The organism is Acidovorax sp. Leaf78, from assembly GCF_001422735.1.
Classification (GTDB): Bacteria; Pseudomonadota; Gammaproteobacteria; order Burkholderiales; family Burkholderiaceae_C; genus Acidovorax.
Map to the genome: position 1 here is coordinate 164,380 of NZ_LMLZ01000021.1, position 18,089 is coordinate 182,468.

Genomic DNA, 18,089 nt, shown 5'->3' on the forward strand with positions numbered 1-18,089 from the left:
GTCAACCTTCTATTTTACCCTGATGCGGGCAGGCTGGGAATCATCTCCCTCCAAGAAGCTCCGGCGCAGGTCGTTTGACACGGAACCACGCAGCGTACATCGCAGGCAGCGCCAGCAGGGTGAGCACGGTGGCCACCACCAGCCCGCCCATGATGGCCACGGCCATCGGGCCCCAGAACACGCTGCGCGACAGCGGGATCATGGCCAGCACCGCGGCGGCCGCCGTCAGCACGATGGGGCGCAGGCGGCGCACGGCCGACTCGACGATGGCGTCCCACGCGGGGATGCCCTTGGCGCGGTCCTGCTCGATCTGGTCGATCAGGATCACCGAGTTGCGCTGGATCATGCCCATGAGCGCGATCACGCCCAGCAGCGCCACGAAGCCGAACGGGCGGTTGAGCAGCAGCAGTGCGGCCGAGACCCCCGCGATGCCCAGGAAGCCGGTGATGTACACCAGGAACGCACGGCTGAAGCTGTGCAGCTGCAGCATCAGCAAGGTGAACACCAGGAACAGCATGACAGGCACTCCCGCCATGATGGAGCTGGTGCCCTTGGAGCTTTCCTCCACCGCGCCGGCCACTTCGATGCGGTAGGCGCCCTGCCCTGCAGCGTGCCATTTGTCCTCGATGGCCTTGAGTGCCGGCTGCAGCGCCGCCGTCACGGTGGCGCCCTGCAGGCCTTCGGTCACGTCGCCCTGCACGGTGATGGCGTAGTCGCGGTTCTCGCGCCACATCACGCCTGGCTCCCAGGTGAACACGGGCTTGGCGATCTGCGTGAGCGGGATCGACTTGCCCGAGGCCGTGGGCAGGTAGGCGTTGGCGATGTCGGTGATCGCGTTGCGCTCGTCCAGCGGCTGGCGCAGCACGATGTCGATCAGCTTGTCGCCCTCGCGGAACTGGCCCACCTGCGTGCCCGACAGGATCGTCTTGCTGGCCTGCGCGATGGACTGGCTCGTCACGCCCAGAGCGCGCGCCTTGGCCTGGTCGACCTCCAGACGCAGCACCTTCACGGATTCGTTCCAGTTGTCGTTCACGCCACGCATGTCGGCGTTCTGGCGCAGCACGGCCTTGACCTCGTCGGCGCGCTCGCGCAGCACCAGCGGCTCGGGGCCCACCACGCGGAACTGCACGGGGTATGGCACTGGCGGCCCGTTGGGCAGCAGCTTCACGCGGCCGCGCACTTCGGGGAACTCCTCGGCCAGCAGGGCCGGCAGCTTGACGCGCAGCGATTCGCGCAGCGCCAGGTCCTTGGGCAGCACGATGAACTGCGACACGTTGCTTTGCGGGAACACCTGGTCCAGCGGCAGGTAAAAGCGCGGCACGCCCGAGCCCACCCAGGTGCTGACCGACGTCACGCCGGCCTCGGCCATCAGGCGCTGCTCCACGCGCTCGGTGACCTCTTCATTGCCCGCGAACGACGTGCCTTCCGGGAACCAGATGTCCACCAGAATTTCGGGCCGGCTCGAATCCGGGAAGAACTGCTGTTGCACCTTGCCCATGCCGACGATGCCCAGCACGAAGATCAGGATGGTGATGCCGATGGTGATCCAGCGGTGCAGCACGCACCAGTTCACCAGGCGGCGGAAGGCGCGGTAGAACGGGCTGTCGAAGACCTCGTGCGCGCCTTCGGCGGTGCCGTGGTGCTCCTGCGCATGCAGCACGTGCTCAGGCACCTTCAGCAGCAGCGTCCCCAGGTAGGGCACGAAGTACACCGACACGATCCAGCTCAGGACCAGCGCGATCACGGTCACGGCGAAGATGGCGAAGGTGTATTCACCGGTCGTCGACTTGGCAAGGCCGATGGGCAAAAAGCCCGCGGCGGTGATCAGCGTGCCGGTGAGCATGGGCATGGCGGTGATCTCGTACGCGAAGGTGGCGGCGCGCACCTTGTCGTAGCCCTCTTCGAGCTTGAGCACCATCATCTCCACCGCAATGATGGCGTCGTCCACCAGCAGTCCCAGCGCGATGATGAGCGAGCCCAGCGAGATCTTGTGCAGGCCGATGCCCCAGTACCACATGGCCAGGAAGGTCACGGCCAGCACCAGCGGAATGGTGATGCCCACCACCATGCCCGGGCGCGGGTCGATGTACCAGCGCTTCCACAGCGGCTGCTTGCCCGGGCGCCGGTGAAAGCCCAACGCGATGAAGCTCACGGCCAACACGATGACCACGGCCTCGATCAACACCTTCACAAACTCATTGACCGACGTGGACACCGCCGTGGGCTGGTCCTGCACGTTCACCAGCTTGACCCCGGCGGGCAGCGATGCGGCGATGCGGTCGGTGGCCTGGTGCAGCGCCTTGCCCAGCGCGATGATGTCGCCGCCCTTGGTCATGGAGACACCCAGCGCCACGACTTCCTTGCCCTGGTGGCGCACCTTCACGGTGGCCGGGTCCACATAGCCGCGCTTGATCTCGGCGATGTCCGACAGGCGCAGTTGCGCGCCCGAGGGGCCGCGGATGGGCATGGCGGCCAGGTCTTCCACCGCATTGAACTGGCCTTCAACCCGCACCTGCACCTGGTCCTGCGGCGTCTGGATGGCGCCGGCGCTTTCCACCGCGTTCTGCTGGCCCAGCTGCGCCAGCACCTGGTTCATGTCCAGGCCCAGCTGCGCCAGGCGCTTTTGCGAGATCTCGATGAAGAGCTTCTCGTCCTGCACGCCGAACTGCTCCACCTTGGCCACGTCGGGCACGCGCAGCAGCTGCTGGCGGGCGTCGTCGGCAAATTGCTTGAGTTCGGCGTAGCTGAAGCCCTCGGACTCCAGCGCGTAGATCACGCCGTACACATCGCCGAAATCGTCGTTGAAGAACGGGCCCTGGATGCCCTGCGGCAGGGTGTAGCGCATGTCGCCCACCTTCTTGCGCACGCTGTACCAGACATTGGCCACGTCGCCCGGCTTGGAGGAGTCCTTGATCTGGAAAATGATCTGCGACTCGCCGGGCTTGGAATAGCTGCGGATCTTGTCCGCATACGGCACCTCTTGCAGAGTGCGCTCGATCTTGTCGGTGACCTGCTCGGCCACCTGCTGCGCCGTGGCGCCCGGCCAGTAGGTGCGCACCACCATCGCGCGGAAGGTGAACGGAGGGTCTTCGTCCTGCCCCAGCTGGAAGTAGGCCATGAAGCCCAGCAGCATCAGCACCAGCATCAGGTAGCGCGTGAGCGCGGGGTGGTCGAGCGCCCACTTGGAGAGGTTGAACCCCTCCTTCGGTTGTACTTGCGTCATGGCAGCGGCCCTTACTTGGCGTTCGCGCTGGCAGCGGGCGCAGTGGCGGGAGCCGCGGCCGAGGCCGGCACGGCGGCCGGCGCAGGGGCTGCTACGGTATTGGTAGCTGTTTGCGCTTTACTGGCGGGCGCTGCAGCCGTTTTTGGCTGGTACACCACCACCTTCTGCCCGGGCGACAGCACATGCACGCCCGTCGCCACCACCTGCATGCCGGGCGTAAGGCCCCCGGCCACCACCGCCTCGTTGCCATCGGCCGTGGCGATCTGCACCACCTGCGACTTGACGGTACTACTGGCGGCGTCGTAGACCCACACCGCCGTCGTCTGGCCTTCCTGGCGCAAGGCGCTCGTGGGCAGCTTGATGGCGGGAATGCCCACATGGCTCAGCGCCTTGGGCTTCACATACACGGTGGAGCCCAGCGGCGGCACGTCGGCGCCGTCGATGGCGACCTTGACCTGGTAGGTGCGGGTGGCAGCGTCGGCACTGGCAGCCACTTCGCGCACACGGCCCACCAGCTCGGCCCCGGTGGACCAACCGCGCACCGTCACCTCGGAGTCCGGCGCGATCACGCCGACCTTGTCCTCGGGCACCGCAAACACCACATCCCGCGGCCCGTCCTGCGCAATGCGCACCACCGGCGTGCCGGCCGTCACCACTTGGCCCGGCTCGGCGTCGATGCCGGTGACCACGCCCGACACATCGGCCACCAGCGTCGTGTAAGCGGCCTGGTTGCCCTGCGACGACAGCTGCGCGCGCGCCTGGTCCAGCGTGGACTGCGCGGCCTTCAACGTGGCATCACGGCGCTCCAGCTCGGCGCCGCTGATGAAGTTCTGGTCCTTGAGCGCCTGGTAACGCTTGTAGTCGGCGGCGGCCAGGTCGCGCTGCGTGGTGGCCGATGCCAGTTGCGCCCGCGCGGCATCGGTGGCCAGTTGGTAGTCCTTGGGGTCCAGCTGCGCCAGCACAGCGCCGGCACGAACCCGCTGGCCCAGCTCGGCCTGGCGCTTGACGATCTTGCCCGCCACCCGGAAGCCCAGGCGCGATTCCACCCGCGCGCGCACCTCGCCCGAATACTCCAGGCTCGACTGCAGCGCCCCCACGCCCACCGTCAGCAGCTTGACGGAGCGCACAGGCTCCTCAGGAGGGGCCGGGCGTGAGCAAGCGGCCAGCAGGGCCGCGGTGGCCAGCACCAGCAGCGACCTGCGGGGCCATGGGGAAGACCGCTTGGCGGAGGGAGTGCGCATGGGAGATCCGTTGAAATTGATGAAAGCAGCCAGGAATTGCACGCACAGCGCAAAGCAGACAGCCCGCGCCGAAGGGCGGAAGATTGATCCGCTCAGGATGTGTTTTTGTTTAATGACTGACCGGTTAGTAATCTATGAGAACCGCCCCCGTCTTGTCAAGCGACAATTCGGGGTGTGAACGACCGCCCCAGCCCTCCCCCCTCGCCCGCCCAGGCCCCAGCCACGATTGCGGCCTCGCCATCTGCGGCCAACGCTGCCGACGCCGTGGCAGCCCCCGTCACGCACTACGAGAACTTCCCCGTCGCCTCGGTGCTGTGCCCGCCCCACCTGCGCCAGCCGATTGCCGCCATCTACGGTTTTGCCCGCACGGCCGACGACATCGCCGATGAAGGCGACGCCCCCGCCGCCGACCGCCTGGCCGACCTGGCCGCTTTTCACGCAGACCTGATGGCGATTGCACAGGGCCAGCCGCCATCGCCGCGCTGGGCCAGCGTCTTCCTGCCGCTGCAGGCCGTGCTGCGCAGCCACCAGCTGCCGGTGCCGCTGTTGGCCGACCTGCTCAGCGCCTTTGCGCAGGATGTGGAAAAAACGCGCGACGCCGAGGGCTACGCCGACCGTGCAGAGCTGCTGGACTACTGCCGCCGCTCCGCCAACCCGGTGGGCCGGCTGCTGCTGCACCTGTACGGCGTGCACGGCGACGAGGCGCTGCGCGAGAGCGACGCCATCTGCACCGCCCTGCAGCTCATCAACTTCTGGCAGGACCTGTCGGTGGACATCCCCCGGGGCCGCCACTACCTGCCGCGCGCCGACTGCGTGACCCACAATGCCAGCCAGGCCGACCTGCTGGCACTGCACAGCACGCCCGACACCGCCCGCCTGATCGCCAACTGCGCCCAGTGGGCCCGCGCCAGCATGCACAGCGGCGCGCCGCTGGTGCACCGGCTGCCAGGCCGCGCGGGCTGGGAGCTGCGGCTGGTGGTGCAAGGCGGCCTGCGCATTCTCGACAAGGTGGATGCACTGCAGGGCGGCAGCCTGCACACCCGCCCGCGCCTTAATGCGTGGGACTGGTGCGTGATGCTGGCGCGCGCCGTGGTGATGTGAGGCGCGAGCCCGGCGCAAGGCAGCGCCCGCAGCCTCAGGCTGCCGACAGCCAGTCGCAGAACGCCACCGACGCTGGGTCCTGCGCGGCGCGTGCAGGCCGCAGCCAATAGAACGTCTTGTCGCCCGACAACACATCGGCAAACGGCATCACCAGCAGCCCGCTGGCCAGCGCGTCGCCCAGGAACCGTGGGTTGCCCAGCGCCACGCCCAGGCCCTGGATGGCGGCCTGCACACTCAGGTGGACATGGTCGAACACCAGGTCGCCCGCGGGCTGCAGGTCGGGCGCACCCGCCTCGCCCAGCCACTGCTGCCACACCAGCGGCGTAGACCGGCTGTGCAGCAGCGTGAAACGCGCCAGCCCCTGGGGCGACGCCACGGCCCGGCCGTCCGCCAGCAGCGCGGGGCTGCACACGGGCGTGAGCTTGTCGGGAATGAAGGCGCCCAGGCTCACGTCCCGCCACCCGCTGCGCTCGGGCAGCGCCGCCAGGTCGGCATCGGCAAAGCAGCGGATCGACACGTCGTACTGCGCCGGCTCGAAATCCATGAACCCCGCCGTCGTGACCAGCTGCACATCCAGCCCCGGCATCTGCGCGCAAAAGCCCGCCAGGCGTGGAATGAGCCACTGCGACGCCAGCGTGGCCGTGGCATTCACCACCAGCGTGTTGCGGCGGGTAAGCCGCTCAATGCCCGCGGTGGATTGCGCCATCAGGTCGAGCGCGCTGGTGATCCCCGGCAGCAGCGCGGCGCCCGGCGTGGTTAGCGCCAGGCGCCGGCCGTCGCGCCCGACCAGGGCCACGCCCAGCCACTCTTCCAGCGCCTTGATCTGGTGGCTGACGGCGCTTTGCGTCACGCTCAACTCGCGGGCGGCATGGGTCACGCTGAGCAGCCGGCCGGCCGCCTCGAAGGCGCGCAGCATGTTCAGGGGCGGCAGGCGGCGTGCTGCGCTGCCTGCGACCGGGGCGAATGCAGACCCAGCGGCCAGCCAAGCATCGCTTACATGAGATGAATTCATGATTGGCAGAAATATTGTCGATAGTCGTGCACTGCACTGCTTCGTACGATAAGCGTCATGCATGGAAGCACGCCGACCGACTGGATAGATTTACTCATTATGTGCCGTGCCTGCACGGGCCCGTTGCGGCCCGCCCGCAGGCAGGCCAAGCCGGGCCCCGCTCAGCGTGCTGCGGGCCCTGTCCAGCGCACACTGACTCTCCGTTGGACGGTGTGGGCGGAGGCGATCCGCAGGCCGGCAGCCACGCCCCCGGCGCCTGCCGCATGACGCCCATCGCAAACCCCTGGCCCCCGAGCGCGGCCCGCCTGCCACTGTGCGTCGGAGTACGGCACAGGCCCGGCGCGCTGTCCGTGCGCGTGGCGTACATCGCAGGGGCCGCACCGGCCGGGGCAGACACGCAAGATACCCAGCGCCAGTTCGCCCAGGTGCTGGCCACCACCGAGCGCCTGGTGCACGAGGCCGGAGCCAGCCTGGATGGAATTGTGTCATGCGAGGTCTTCGTGCGCGAGCCTGCAGCTTGCCCGGGGGTCGAGGCTTTGCTGCACACCTGGGCCGCACGCCGCTCTGGCTGCGCGCGCCTGGTGCGGCAACCACCCTGCGCCACGCCGCACGCCGACCTGGGAATGGCCCTGGTGGTCGCCCGGCCCGCCACCCCGGCGGACTGACCGGCTGAACTACCGATCAGCACGCCCGCCGACCGACTGTAAGAAACATTCATGGGTGGCAAGCGCGGCCATTCAGCGGCCGATTCATGCTGCAGAAAATGATCAAAAACAGCCGCTACCGCGCTCCTGGAGCGCGCTAACCGCTATCATTTTTGATATTTTGATGGGATGCCACAACAGCGTCCGGAGGGGCGCCTCCGCGGTACTCAGGGTTTGCGCGTGTGCCGCCCAGCCCCGGCGCAGTTAGCCTCTCGCCCACTCCAGCACCAAGAGCGCTGGCGGTACGAAGGATGTTGTTTCAGACCCTGTTCTCAAAGACAGACACACCAGCGGTGGCGCCACCCGCGCCACCGCTGCTTTCCATGCCCGGCATGGCATCCATGCAGCCTCGGACCTACCCGGACACCCGCACACCACCATGTCTGTCAGCGTTTTCGACCTCTTCAAGATCGGCATCGGCCCGTCCAGCTCCCACACCGTGGGGCCCATGATCGCGGCGCGGCAGTTTGCGTGCCACCTGCAGGCCGGCCCGGGCCTGGCCGCGGTGCAGGGCATTGCGGTCGAACTGTTCGGCTCGCTGTCAGCCACCGGCGTGGGCCACGGCACCGACAAGGCCGTGCTGCTGGGCCTGGCGGGCTTTGAGCCCGATACCATCGACCCGGACCAGATCGACCCGACCATCGCCGCCATCCGGGCCAGCCAGACGCTGAACCTGCTGGGCGAGCGCACCGTGCCCTTCATCGAGAAGGAGCACCTGCTCTTTCGCCGCAAGAGCCTGCCCCTGCACCCCAACGGCATGTGCTTTCACGCGTTCGATGCGCAGGGCACGGAGATCGCCCAGCGCGAGTACTACTCGGTGGGCGGAGGCTTCGTCATCGATGCCGCCGGGGAGCGCGTGCTGAACCAGGTCGGCAGCGCACAGCCCGGCAGCGCCGGCCACGCGCAGGGCCTGCCGCACCCCTTTCGCACCGGCGCCGAACTGCTGGCCCAGTGCCAGGCCACCGGCCTCAGCCCGGCGCAACTCATGGCAGCCAACGAGGCGCACTGGCGCAGCGCCGCCGAAGTGCGCCGCCAGCTGCTGGCCATCTGGCGCACCATGGCCGGCGCCGTGCAGCGCGGCTGCGCCAGCACCGGCCACCTGCCCGGGCCGATGCGGGTACGCCGCCGCGCGGCCGAACTGCACCGCAACCTGAAGGCCCACCCCGAGGCCGCGCTGCGCGACCCGCTGTCCATGCTGGACTGGGTGAACCTCTACGCCATGGCCGTGAATGAAGAAAACGCTGCCGGCGGCCGCGTGGTGACCGCTCCCACCAACGGCGCCGCGGGCGTGATCCCGGCGGTGCTGCACTACTACGTCAACTTTCTGCAAGGCGCCCGGGAAGGCAGCGCCGCCAACGAGGATGGCATCGCCACCTTTTTGCTCACCGCAGGCGCCATTGGCATCATCTACAAGGAAAACGCGTCTCTGTCGGGTGCCGAGGTGGGCTGCCAGGGCGAGGTGGGCGTGGCCTGCTCGATGGCCGCGGGCGCCCTGGCCGCCGTGATGGGCGGCACGCCCGAGCAGATCGAGAACGCCGCCGAGATCGGCATGGAGCACAACCTGGGCATGACCTGCGACCCCGTGGGCGGCCTGGTGCAGATCCCCTGCATCGAGCGCAACGCCATGGGCGCCATCAAGGCCATCAACGCGGCCCGCATGGCGCTGCGGGGCGACGGCCAGCACGTGGTGTCGCTGGACAAGGTCATCAAGACCATGATGCAGACCGGCGCGGACATGAAGGTCAAGTACAAGGAAACCTCGCGCGGCGGCCTGGCGGTGAATGTTGTGGAATGCTGACGCACACCACCAAGTCCGCTTACCACTGACGCGGCGCCAGTACACAATCCGCGCTCAGCACACCGTGCGGTTTCGGCCCGGGTGTCCCGGCCAGCGCCCCGCGGCGCCGGTCACAGCCTCGCTTTTTTCCTTTCCTTCGTCTTTCTCATGAAAATCTCCTCGATGCTGCGCCCCTGGGCGCTGATGGCAGCCCTGGCGTTTGCCGCCAACGCCCCCGCCTGGGCCGAAGACACCCTGGGCCGGATTGCCAGCTCGGGCGAGCTGCGCCTGGGCCACCGCGAAAAGTCCCTGCCGTTCTCGTACAAGGACGCCAGCTCCGGCAAGGTGCAGGGCTACACGGTGGACATCTGCCTGCAAATCTATGAAGAAATCAAGAAAGAGCTCAAGCGGCCCGACCTGAAGCTGACCTACCTGCTGGTCGACGGCAAGAACCGCATCACCGACGTGAAAAACAACGTGGTGGACCTGGAGTGCGGCGGCACGGCCAACACCGCCGCGCGCCAGAAGGAAATCGCCTTCAGCCACCACATCTTCGTGGCGTCGTCCGCGTTTTTGGTGAAAAAGACCTCCGGCATCAAGACGCTGGACGACCTGCAGGGCAAGAAGATCGCCGTGCAGGGCAAGACCACCAACGAAAACCTGCTCAAGGCCAACGAACGCACCTTTGCGCGCAAGTTCAACTACGTGCCGGTCGACAGCACGCTGGATGCCGTGAACGCCCTGGCCAAGGGCGACGCCGACGCCGCGTTCGCTGACGACGCGGGCATCTGGATTCCGCTCACCCGCCTGGGCAAGTCCATGGACGAGTACCAGTTCCTGGAAAAGCGCCTCTCGGTCGAGCCCTACAGCATCGGCCTGCGCCGCGAAGACCCCAAGTTCAAGGAACTCGTGGACCGCGTCACCCGCCGCATGATCCAGAACGGCGAATTGGCCGCCTTGTACAAGAAGTGGTTCAGCTCCGAACAGGGCACGCTGCTGCCCATGAGCGTCTTCATGAAGGAAGCCCTGCGCCGGCCGAGCGACATCGGGGTGGAGCAGATCGCGTTTTAACGCTCCCCCTGAGTCGCTTCGCGCCCTCCCCCGGAGGGGGACGCACCCGGTGGCCTGGCGAAGCCAGTTCCACGGGTGCCCTCGCTTGGAGCGTGCCAGTTGCGTAGGCTGCGCGCTGAACCAAGAAAGGTCGTACACCTTCACCAAGCCTCCGCCACAGAGCGGAACGCATCCTGTCTCTGGCACCGCCCCCCTTTCCCACGAGAACACGGGCTGCCGGCAATTTGGCTCGCCAGCCGCCGCGCCGGCCCATGGGAGAATCTCACCCCATGACCCCACAGCAATACGTACAGCAAAAAGCCGTGGCCTCGGGCAGCAGCTTCTACTACGCTTTTTTGTTCCTGCCGGCGCCGCGCCGCGCCGCGATCACGGCGTTTTACGCGTTCTGCCGCGAAGTGGATGATGTGGTGGACGAAGTCTCCGACCCGGGCGTGGCCCGCACCAAACTCGCCTGGTGGCAGGCCGAAGTGGCCAAGTCCTATACAGGCCAGCCCACCCACCCCGTGATGCAGGCCCTGATGCCGCACACGGCCGAATACGGCATCGAACAACGCCACCTGCAGGCCGTCATCGACGGCTGCCAGATGGACCTGGAGCAGACGCGCTACCTCGACTTTGCAGGCCTCAAGGGCTACTGCCACCTGGTGGCGGGCATCGTGGGCGAAGTCACGGCGCGCATCTTCGGCCAGACCGACGAGCGCACCACCCAGTACGCCCACACCCTGGGCCTGGCCTTCCAGCTCACCAACATCATCCGCGACGTGGGCGAAGACGCCATGATGGGCCGCATCTACCTGCCGGTCAGCGAGCTGCAGCAGTTCGACGTGAAAGCGCACGAGATCTTGAAGCGCACGTACTCTGACCGCTTCACCGCGCTGATGCGCTTTCAGGCCGAGCGTGCCCACCGCCTCTACGACGAGGCCCTGGCCCTGCTGCCCGCTGCGGACCGCCGCGCGCAAAAGCCCGGCCTCATGATGGCCAGCATCTACCGCACGCTGCTGCGCGAGATCGAGCACGAAAACTTCCAGGTGCTGCACCAGCGCATCCGCCTCACCCCCCTGCGCAAGTTCTGGCTGGCGTGGAAGGTGCAGGCCCTGGGCAGGATGTGAGCGCGTCCCCTCCATCTGAACGACTGGAAGTACTGAGATGAAAGTCGCCGTCATCGGCGCCGGCTGGGCCGGCATGGCTGCGGCCATCGCGCACGCGCAGGCGCGGCGCGATGTCACGGTGTTCGAAGCCGCCCGCACCGTGGGCGGCCGGGCGCGTGCTGTGCCCGCCACCCTGCCAGGGGGCAAGGCTGCCACGCTCGACAACGGCCAGCACATCCTCATCGGCGCCTACGCTGAAAGCCTGCGCCTGATGCGCCTGGTGGGGGTGGACGCGGGCACCGCGCTGCTGCGCCTGCCGCTCACGCTGCATTTCCCAGACGGCCAGGGGCTGCAGCTGCCCGACCTGCCACCACCGCTGGACGCGCTGCTGGGCATCGTGCGCGCCAAGGGCTGGAGTCTTGGCGACAAGCTGGCGCTGCTGCGCACGGCCACCGCGTGGCAGCTCAAGGGCTTCCGCTGCGCGCCCGCGACCTCGGTGGCCGACCTGTGCGCGCCGCTCACGCCCCGGTTGATGGCCGAGTTCATCGACCCGCTGTGTGTGTCGGCGCTGAACACCCCCGCGCACGAGGCCAGCGGCCAGGTGTTTTTGCGCGTGCTGCAAGACAGCCTGTTCAGCGGGCGCGGCGGCTCCAACCTGCTGCTGCCACGCGTTGACCTGGGCGCGCTGTTCCCCGAGCCTGCAGTGCGCTGGCTGAAGGCCCAGGGCCGCCACCAGGTCATCACCGGCCAGCGCGTGCAGCGACTGCAGCCGCAGCCTGGGGGACGCTGGCAAGTGGTCGGTGCGACCGGGCCGTTTGGCACCGCTGAAGATTCGCCGGTGTTCGACCACGTGACCCTCGCATGTCCGTCGTGGGAGGCCAGCCGGCTTGTGGGCGGCTTGGCCGGCGAGGCCGGTTTGGCGAGTGCCGGCCCGTGGAGCGCGTTGGCAGGCGCCCTGCGCTTCGAGGCCATCACCACCGTCTATGCCTACGCCCAAGGCGCGCGCCTGCCCCAGCCCATGCTGGCACTGCGCAGCGCGCCGCACAGCCCCGCGCAGTTTGTGTTCGACCGCGGCCAGCTGGACGGCCAGCACGGGCTGCTGGCCTTCGTGGTGAGCGCCAGCGACGGCGAGCGCTCCCAGATCGAGCAACAGGTGCTGCAGCAAGCGGCCGCGCAGCTGGGCATCAGCGCCTTGCAGCCCGTGCAGACCGTGGTGGAAAAACGAGCCACCTTCGCCTGCACCCCCGGCCTCGCGCGCCCCGGCCTGCAGGTGCTGCCCGGCCTGACGGCCTGCGGCGACTATGTGGACGGCCCCTACCCCGCCACGCTGGAAGGCGCGGTGCTCAGCGGCACTGCGGTGGCGGCCAGCGTCTGACGGCCGCGCCCCCCGGGAAAACCCCAGGCCGACTGACAGCATTCCGAAAGCCCGCAGCGCGCACCATCGCGTTCTGTCATGCCTACCTGGCTTTCTCGGAGACACACATGCCCATCGACCCACAATTCCCCCACCACCTGCACCCCACCCGGCGCCACCTGCTGGGCGCTGGCGGCGCCCTCGCGCTCGGCGGCATGCTGCCCACGCTGGCGTCGGCCCAGGCCGCCTGGCCCGCCAAGTCGATCCGCTTCGTCGTGCCATTTGCACCGGGCGGCAGCTCCGAGATCGTTGCGCGCTCCACCGCGGCCGAGCTGACCAAGACGCTGGGCCAGAGCGTGTTCGTGGACAACAAGCCCGGCGCCGCCGGCAACATCGCCATGTCGGAGGTGGCGCGCGCCGACGACCAGCACACTGTCATCCTGGGCCACATCGGCACGCTGGCCGTCAACCCCTACATCTTCGACAAGCTGCCCTACGACGCCAACAAGGACTTCAAGCCCGTGAGCCTGCTGGCCAAGGTGCCCAGCCTGTACGTGGTGCACCCCGACGTGCCGGCCAAGAACCTCAAGGAGTTCATCGCCTACGCCAAGAAGAACCCCGCCAAGCTCAGCTACGGCTCGGCAGGCAACGGCAGCGCGGGCCACCTCGCGTTCGAATACCTCAAGATGACGGCCGAGATCTTCATGCTGCACGTGCCCTACCGCGGCACCGGCCCCATGATGACCGACCTGCTCTCGGGCCGCCTCGACGCCGCCGCCGTGGGCGCCGCGGCCCTGCTGCCTTTCATCAAGTCGGGCAAGGTGCGCTGCATCGCCACCGGCTCGGCCCAGCGCCTGCCCCAGCTGCCCGACGTGCCCACCGTGGCCGAGCAGGGCTTCCCGGGCTTTGAGATGACCCAGTGGTACGGCATGCTGGCCCCGGCCACCCTGCCCAAGGAGCACCTGGACAAGCTGGCCATCGAAACCGCCAAGGCCGTCAAAGCGCCCGATTCATTGAAGCGCCTGAACGGCGACGCCGCCGAGGCCATCGGCGGCACGCCCGCGCAGTTCGCGCAGTTCATCGCGGCCGAGCAGGCCCGTTGGCAAAAGGTGCTCAAGCGCGCGCAGGTCAAGCCGGACTAGAGAAGCCCCCCTGAGCCGCTTGGCGTCTTCCCCCCAGGGGGACGCCACCCGTGGCCGGGCAAAGCCCGCTCCACGGTGGCGCTGGCTGCGGGCGCGCCAGTGCCAACGGCTTGCGCGCGGGCTGGACCACGCACAACGGCATTAGCATCCCACCCATGCGCATCCTCCTGGCCGAAGACGAACACAGCCTGGGCACCTGGCTCAGCCGGGCGCTGGAGCATGCGGGCATTCAGGTGGAATGGGTGAGCGACGGCCGCGTGGCCGACAAGTCGCTGCAGCAGCACGACGACTACGACGCACTGGTGCTGGACCTGGGCCTGCCGGGCATGGACGGGCATGCGGTGCTGCAGCGCCTGCGCGACCGGGACCAGCGGCTGCCCACGCTGATCCTCACCGCACGCGATTCGCTGGACGAGCGCGTGCGGCTGCTCAACGCGGGGGCCGACGACTTTCTGGCCAAGCCGTTCGAGCTGGCCGAGCTGGAGGCCCGGCTGCACGCCCTGGTGCGTCGCGCACGCGGCACTGACCCACCACGCCTGGCCTGCGGCCCGCTGGCCTACGACACCGCCCGCAAGCAGTTCGTGCTGCACGGCGAGCCGCTGGCCCTGTCGCCGCGCGAGCAGGGTGTGCTGCGGGTGCTGGTGCAGCGCAGCGGTGAGCCGTTTTCCAAGCAGCAGATCCTGGACCGCGTGTTCGTGGGCGATGAAGACGTGCACCCCGAGGCGGTGGAAGTGTTCGTGCACCGCCTGCGCAAGCGGCTCGACGGCAGCGGCGTGCGCATCGTCACGCTGCGGGGCCTGGGCTATGCGCTGGAGGCTGGTGATGTTCCCCCCTGAGCCGCTGCGCGTCTTCACCCCTGCGGGGGGACGCCACCGGTGGACTGGCGGAGCCAGATCCACGGTGGCGCTCGCTTGCGCCGCGCCTGCATCGACGGCCCGGCGCCATGACCGGCATGGGGCGCCGCTGTGGCCCTGATGCAGCGGCTTCGCCGTGCCAGCCTCTGGCGCCTTCTCGCCTGCCTGCTGCTGCCGCTGCTGGCGGTGGTGACCGGCGTGGAGCTGTGGATGACGCGGCACGACGCGCTGGAGGCCGCCAACGCGGCGTACGACCGGTCGCTGCTGGGGGCGCTCAAATCCATCGATGCCAACATCTCCACCGCGTCCGGCGGCCTGTCGGCCGAGCTGCCCTACACCATGCTCGAATTCTTTGAGCTGACCGCCAGCGGGCGCGTGTACTTTCGTGTGGCATCGTCCGATGGGCTGGTGGAGCTGGGCAACGCCGACCTGCCCCTGCCGCCGGGCGCGCTGGAGACCGGCGTGCCGCGCTTTTACGACGCCACCTACTTCGGCGAGTCGGTGCGGCTGGCCGCGTACCGCCGCGCGGTGGACGGGCCTGCCGCAGCCACGGGCTCGAACCCCAGTGCGACCACAGGCTCGCCCCCTGAGTCCGCCAGCGTGCTGGTGCAGGTGGCCGAAAGCACGCAGTCGCGGCAGGACTTCACCCGCCGCTTCGTGCGACGCGCGGCGCTGCGCGACGGCCTGGTGCTGGCGCTGATGGTGCTGGGCACAGGGGCCACGCTGGCTCTGGCGCTGCGTCCCCTGGCCCGCCTGGCCCGCGAGGTCCAGGCCCGCAGCCCCGACGACATGACGCCCATCGCTGGCGATGACCTGCCCGCCGACATCCGCCCGCTGGTCACCGCCGTCAACGCGCAGATGGGCCGCACGCAAGGCCTGGTGGCGCAGCAGCGGCAGTTTCTGGACGACGCATCGCACCAGTTGCGCACGCACCTGACCACGCTGCAGATGCAGATCGACTACGCCCGCCGCGAGCCCGACGCGGCCCGGGTGCAAGACACGCTGGCGGCCCTGGGCAACGAGATCGCGCGGGCCACGCGCAGCACCCAGCAACTGCTGGCCCTGGGCCGCAGCGACACCGCCGCCGTGGACCTGGCCCCGTGCGACCTGGCCGCGCTGCTGCGCACCGTGGCGCTGGAGCTGCTGCCCCAGGCCCGCGCCAAGCAGATCGACTTCGGCATCCACACCGCCACGGCCGACATCGCCGCGGTGGCCGACAGCGGCCTGCTGCGCGAGGCGCTGACCAACCTGGCCGCCAACGCGATCGCCTACACCCCGCAGCGCGGCACCATCACGGTGTCGGCCGCCGGCGACAGCCTGGGCTGGAGCCTGAGCGTGGAAGACAACGGCCCCGGCCTGTCGCCCGAAGAGCGCGACGCGCTGGGCCACCGCTACCGGCGCGGCTCGCAGGCCGTGGCCGGCGGATCGGGCCTGGGGCTGGCCATCGCCCGCTCCATCGCCGAGCGCCACCGCGGCCGCCTGCGACTGGAGGCACGCAGCGACGGCCCAGGCCTTCTGGCCATACTCTGGTGGCCACGTTCATGAAACATATGGCCCCCACGCTCCCTACCCTGTCGGATTCGGTGCCCGCGAGGACGCCGTTTTCATCCTGGGGCGGGCCGAACCCGGGCGATACCACCGCGCTGCCGAGCCGCCGGCAAGTGCTGGTCGCAGCGCTGGCTGCGGGCGCAGGCGCCGTCGGCCCCGTGCCGGCCCTGGCGGCGGTGGCCGACGCCTCCACCGAGCCCGCCGAATGCATCGCCCCGTCACGCCCCGGCGGAGGGTTCGACCTGACCTGCGGCCTGGCCGGGCAGGCGCTGCAGGCCGTGCGGCCCACGCGCACGCCGCTGCGCACCCGCTACCTGCCCGGCGGCATCGGCGCGCTGGCGTTCGACCAGGTGGCCACCGGGCGGCTGGGCGGGCCCGGCACGCTGGTGGCTTTCTCCAGCGGGTCGCTGCTCAACATCGCGCAGGGCCGGTTCGGCCCGCACCCCGTCAGCGCCGTGCGCTGGATCGCCACGCTGGGCACCGACTACGGCGTGGTGGCGGTGCACCGCGATGCGCCCTACCAGCGCCTGCAGGACGTGGCCGCTGCGCTGCGCCGCGACACCAATCGCGTCGTGTTCGGGGCGGGCGGCACGCTGGGCAGCCAGGACTGGATCAAGGCCGCCCAGCTGGTGCGGTCTGCGGGGCAGGACCACAAGCGCATGCGCTTCGTGTCGTTCGAGGGCGGCGGCGAGGCGCTCAAGGCCCTGCGCGGCGGGCACATCGACGTCTTCACCGGCGACGCGGCCGAGGCCATGCAGGCCGCGGCACAGGGCGCACCGCTGCGCGTGCTGGCCGTGTTGTCGAAAGAGCGGCTGGCGGGCAACCTGTCGGGCCTGCCCACGGCCCGCGAGCAGGGCGTGGACCTGATCTGGCCCACCGTCCGGGGCGTGTACATGGCCGCCAGCGCGCCAGACGCCGCGGTGCGCGCCTGGACGGCGGCACTGCACGACGCCCTGGCCGCCCCGGGCTATGCCGCCCTGTGCGCCCAGTACGGGCTGTACCCCTTTGCACTCACGGGCGCAGACCTCGAGGCCTTCGTGCAGCGCAGCCTGGCGGACTACCGACGCCTGGCGCAGGACCTCGGCCTGCGGACCTGGGTGCGCTGACGCCGTGTAGCTGCGGCGGCGTGGCGGTGCGCAGCCGCAGCCCTGAAGGACTGCGCCTGCACGGCACTACAGGCTTTTCCTACCTGCCGCCTGGGCGCACCGGGCGAGGCTGCAAGCACAGACAGCCCCACGCACACGCCGACCACCGGAGACGCCCATGTCCGACCATCTGACGCCGGCCACCGAACTGGCCCGCCACGCCCACACCCCCTTCCCCGGCGCATCGCCGCAGTACGAGTCAGCGCGCCGCGCCCTGCTGGCCGACGAGATCGAATTGCGCCGGCACATGACGCGCGTGGCCGAGCAGCGGCGCGCCCTGCCACCCGGCCCGGTGATCCGCAAGGACTACCGCTTCAAGAACGAGCATGGGGCCGATCAGGGCCTGGCCGACCTGTTCGGCGACAAGACCACCCTGATCACCTACTTCTGGATGTACGGACCGCAGCGCGAAAGACCCTGCCCCATGTGCACCAACTGGCTGGGCGCGGTCAACGGCAATGCCGCCGACGTGCAGCAGAAGGCGGCCCTGAAGGTGCTGGGCCGCTCACCGGTGGAGCGCCAGCTGGCGTTTGCGCAGGAGCGCGGCTGGCGGGACCTGCGCTTTGTACAGACCGTGGGAGACGACTACGCCCAGGACCTGGGCATCTTGCTGCCGGACGGCAGCGAGTACCCGGCGCTCATCGTGTTCCAGCGCACAGGCAGCGAGGTGCGCCTGTTCTGGGCCAGCGAAATGACGCGTGAGATGGCAGACCCCGGCCAGGACCCGCGCGACGCGCCGGACATCGCTGCGCTGTGGTCGCTGCTGGACCTGACGCCCGAAGGGCGCGGCACGGACTGGTACCCCAAGCTCAGCTACTAGCCGGCCCGC

General features: G+C 69.3%; 14 protein-coding genes. 11 read left to right on the forward strand and 3 right to left on the reverse strand.

The genetic code is table 11. The annotated features are described in order from the left end of the window. Positions 1 to 40 precede the first annotated feature (40 nt). Both ASF16_RS16815 and ASF16_RS16820 read right to left on the reverse strand, forming a co-directional pair. The gene (locus ASF16_RS16815; RefSeq protein ID WP_056169766.1) at positions 41 to 3,223 is read right to left on the reverse strand and encodes an efflux RND transporter permease subunit; all 3,183 of its coding nucleotides are present in this window, start codon (positions 3,221 to 3,223) and stop codon (positions 41 to 43) included. Between the two features lie 11 nt (positions 3,224 to 3,234). Next, complete coding sequence (locus tag ASF16_RS16820) at positions 3,235 to 4,464, reverse strand: efflux RND transporter periplasmic adaptor subunit (RefSeq protein ID WP_056170648.1); 1,230 nt, start codon at positions 4,462 to 4,464, stop codon at positions 3,235 to 3,237. Between the two features lie 174 nt (positions 4,465 to 4,638). On the opposite strand from ASF16_RS16820, the gene hpnC reads away from it, so the two are divergent. Next, complete coding sequence (gene hpnC / locus ASF16_RS16825; protein WP_369817167.1) at positions 4,639 to 5,565, forward strand: squalene synthase HpnC; 927 nt, start codon at positions 4,639 to 4,641, stop codon at positions 5,563 to 5,565. Positions 5,566 to 5,599: 34 nt separating this feature from the next. Here the strand turns inward: hpnC and ASF16_RS16830 are convergent, their stop codons facing one another. Then, positions 5,600 to 6,577: a LysR substrate-binding domain-containing protein gene (locus tag ASF16_RS16830; RefSeq protein WP_235507412.1), complete on the reverse strand. Its 978-nt coding sequence runs from the start codon at positions 6,575 to 6,577 to the stop codon at positions 5,600 to 5,602. A 263-nt stretch (positions 6,578 to 6,840) separates the two neighbouring features. Here ASF16_RS16830 and ASF16_RS16835 point away from each other — a divergent pair, with 263 nt between their 5' ends. From ASF16_RS16835 to ASF16_RS16880, 10 genes are all read left to right on the forward strand, one after another. Then, entirely contained in the window at positions 6,841 to 7,242 is a 402-nt protein-coding gene (locus tag ASF16_RS16835) for a RidA family protein (protein WP_156372116.1), read from the forward strand. Between the two features lie 418 nt (positions 7,243 to 7,660). After that, entirely contained in the window at positions 7,661 to 9,079 is a 1,419-nt protein-coding gene (locus ASF16_RS16840; RefSeq protein ID WP_056169775.1) for an L-serine ammonia-lyase, read from the forward strand. A 147-nt stretch (positions 9,080 to 9,226) separates the two neighbouring features. Beyond that, positions 9,227 to 10,129, forward strand: a complete 903-nt coding sequence (locus ASF16_RS16845; RefSeq protein ID WP_235507413.1) for an amino acid ABC transporter substrate-binding protein — start codon at positions 9,227 to 9,229, stop codon at positions 10,127 to 10,129. 269 nt (positions 10,130 to 10,398) lie between these two features. Next, on the forward strand, positions 10,399 to 11,238 hold the full coding sequence (hpnD, locus tag ASF16_RS16850; RefSeq protein WP_056169778.1) for a presqualene diphosphate synthase HpnD: 840 nt from the start codon (positions 10,399 to 10,401) through the stop codon (positions 11,236 to 11,238). Positions 11,239 to 11,275: 37 nt separating this feature from the next. After that, entirely contained in the window at positions 11,276 to 12,592 is a 1,317-nt protein-coding gene (gene hpnE / locus ASF16_RS16855; protein WP_056169781.1) for a hydroxysqualene dehydroxylase HpnE, read from the forward strand. Between the two features lie 107 nt (positions 12,593 to 12,699). Beyond that, positions 12,700 to 13,713, forward strand: coding sequence for a tripartite tricarboxylate transporter substrate binding protein (locus ASF16_RS16860; RefSeq protein WP_056169784.1), 1,014 nt, complete (start codon positions 12,700 to 12,702; stop codon positions 13,711 to 13,713). Between the two features lie 155 nt (positions 13,714 to 13,868). Beyond that, on the forward strand, positions 13,869 to 14,549 hold the full coding sequence (locus ASF16_RS16865; protein ID WP_056169787.1) for a response regulator: 681 nt from the start codon (positions 13,869 to 13,871) through the stop codon (positions 14,547 to 14,549). 138 nt (positions 14,550 to 14,687) lie between these two features. Further along, positions 14,688 to 16,112, forward strand: coding sequence for a sensor histidine kinase (locus ASF16_RS16870; RefSeq protein ID WP_056169791.1), 1,425 nt, complete (start codon positions 14,688 to 14,690; stop codon positions 16,110 to 16,112). Then, positions 16,109 to 17,221, forward strand: a complete 1,113-nt coding sequence (locus ASF16_RS16875; protein ID WP_235507414.1) for a tripartite tricarboxylate transporter substrate-binding protein — start codon at positions 16,109 to 16,111, stop codon at positions 17,219 to 17,221. The genes ASF16_RS16870 and ASF16_RS16875 overlap by 4 nt, the downstream gene beginning before the upstream one ends. Positions 17,222 to 17,378: 157 nt before the next feature. Next, positions 17,379 to 18,080, forward strand: a complete 702-nt coding sequence (locus tag ASF16_RS16880; protein WP_056169794.1) for a DUF899 family protein — start codon at positions 17,379 to 17,381, stop codon at positions 18,078 to 18,080. Positions 18,081 to 18,089: the final 9 nt, after the last annotated feature.

Bases quoted from the DNA above. Each gene is read 5' to 3' on its own strand.
- ASF16_RS16815 (WP_056169766.1), bottom strand. From the start codon at position 3,223: ATGACGCAAGTACAACCGAAGGAGGGGTTCAACCTCTCCAAGTGGGCG.
- ASF16_RS16820 (WP_056170648.1), bottom strand. From the start codon at position 4,464: ATGCGCACTCCCTCCGCCAAGCGGTCTTCCCCATGGCCCCGCAGGTCG.
- ASF16_RS16830 (WP_235507412.1), bottom strand. From the start codon at position 6,577: ATGAATTCATCTCATGTAAGCGATGCTTGGCTGGCCGCTGGGTCTGCA.
- ASF16_RS16835 (WP_156372116.1), top strand. From the start codon at position 6,841: ATGACGCCCATCGCAAACCCCTGGCCCCCGAGCGCGGCCCGCCTGCCA.
- ASF16_RS16840 (WP_056169775.1), top strand. From the start codon at position 7,661: ATGTCTGTCAGCGTTTTCGACCTCTTCAAGATCGGCATCGGCCCGTCC.
- ASF16_RS16845 (WP_235507413.1), top strand. From the start codon at position 9,227: ATGAAAATCTCCTCGATGCTGCGCCCCTGGGCGCTGATGGCAGCCCTG.
- hpnD (WP_056169778.1), top strand. From the start codon at position 10,399: ATGACCCCACAGCAATACGTACAGCAAAAAGCCGTGGCCTCGGGCAGC.
- hpnE (WP_056169781.1), top strand. From the start codon at position 11,276: ATGAAAGTCGCCGTCATCGGCGCCGGCTGGGCCGGCATGGCTGCGGCC.
- ASF16_RS16860 (WP_056169784.1), top strand. From the start codon at position 12,700: ATGCCCATCGACCCACAATTCCCCCACCACCTGCACCCCACCCGGCGC.
- ASF16_RS16865 (WP_056169787.1), top strand. From the start codon at position 13,869: ATGCGCATCCTCCTGGCCGAAGACGAACACAGCCTGGGCACCTGGCTC.
- ASF16_RS16870 (WP_056169791.1), top strand. From the start codon at position 14,688: ATGCAGCGGCTTCGCCGTGCCAGCCTCTGGCGCCTTCTCGCCTGCCTG.
- ASF16_RS16875 (WP_235507414.1), top strand. From the start codon at position 16,109: ATGAAACATATGGCCCCCACGCTCCCTACCCTGTCGGATTCGGTGCCC.
- ASF16_RS16880 (WP_056169794.1), top strand. From the start codon at position 17,379: ATGTCCGACCATCTGACGCCGGCCACCGAACTGGCCCGCCACGCCCAC.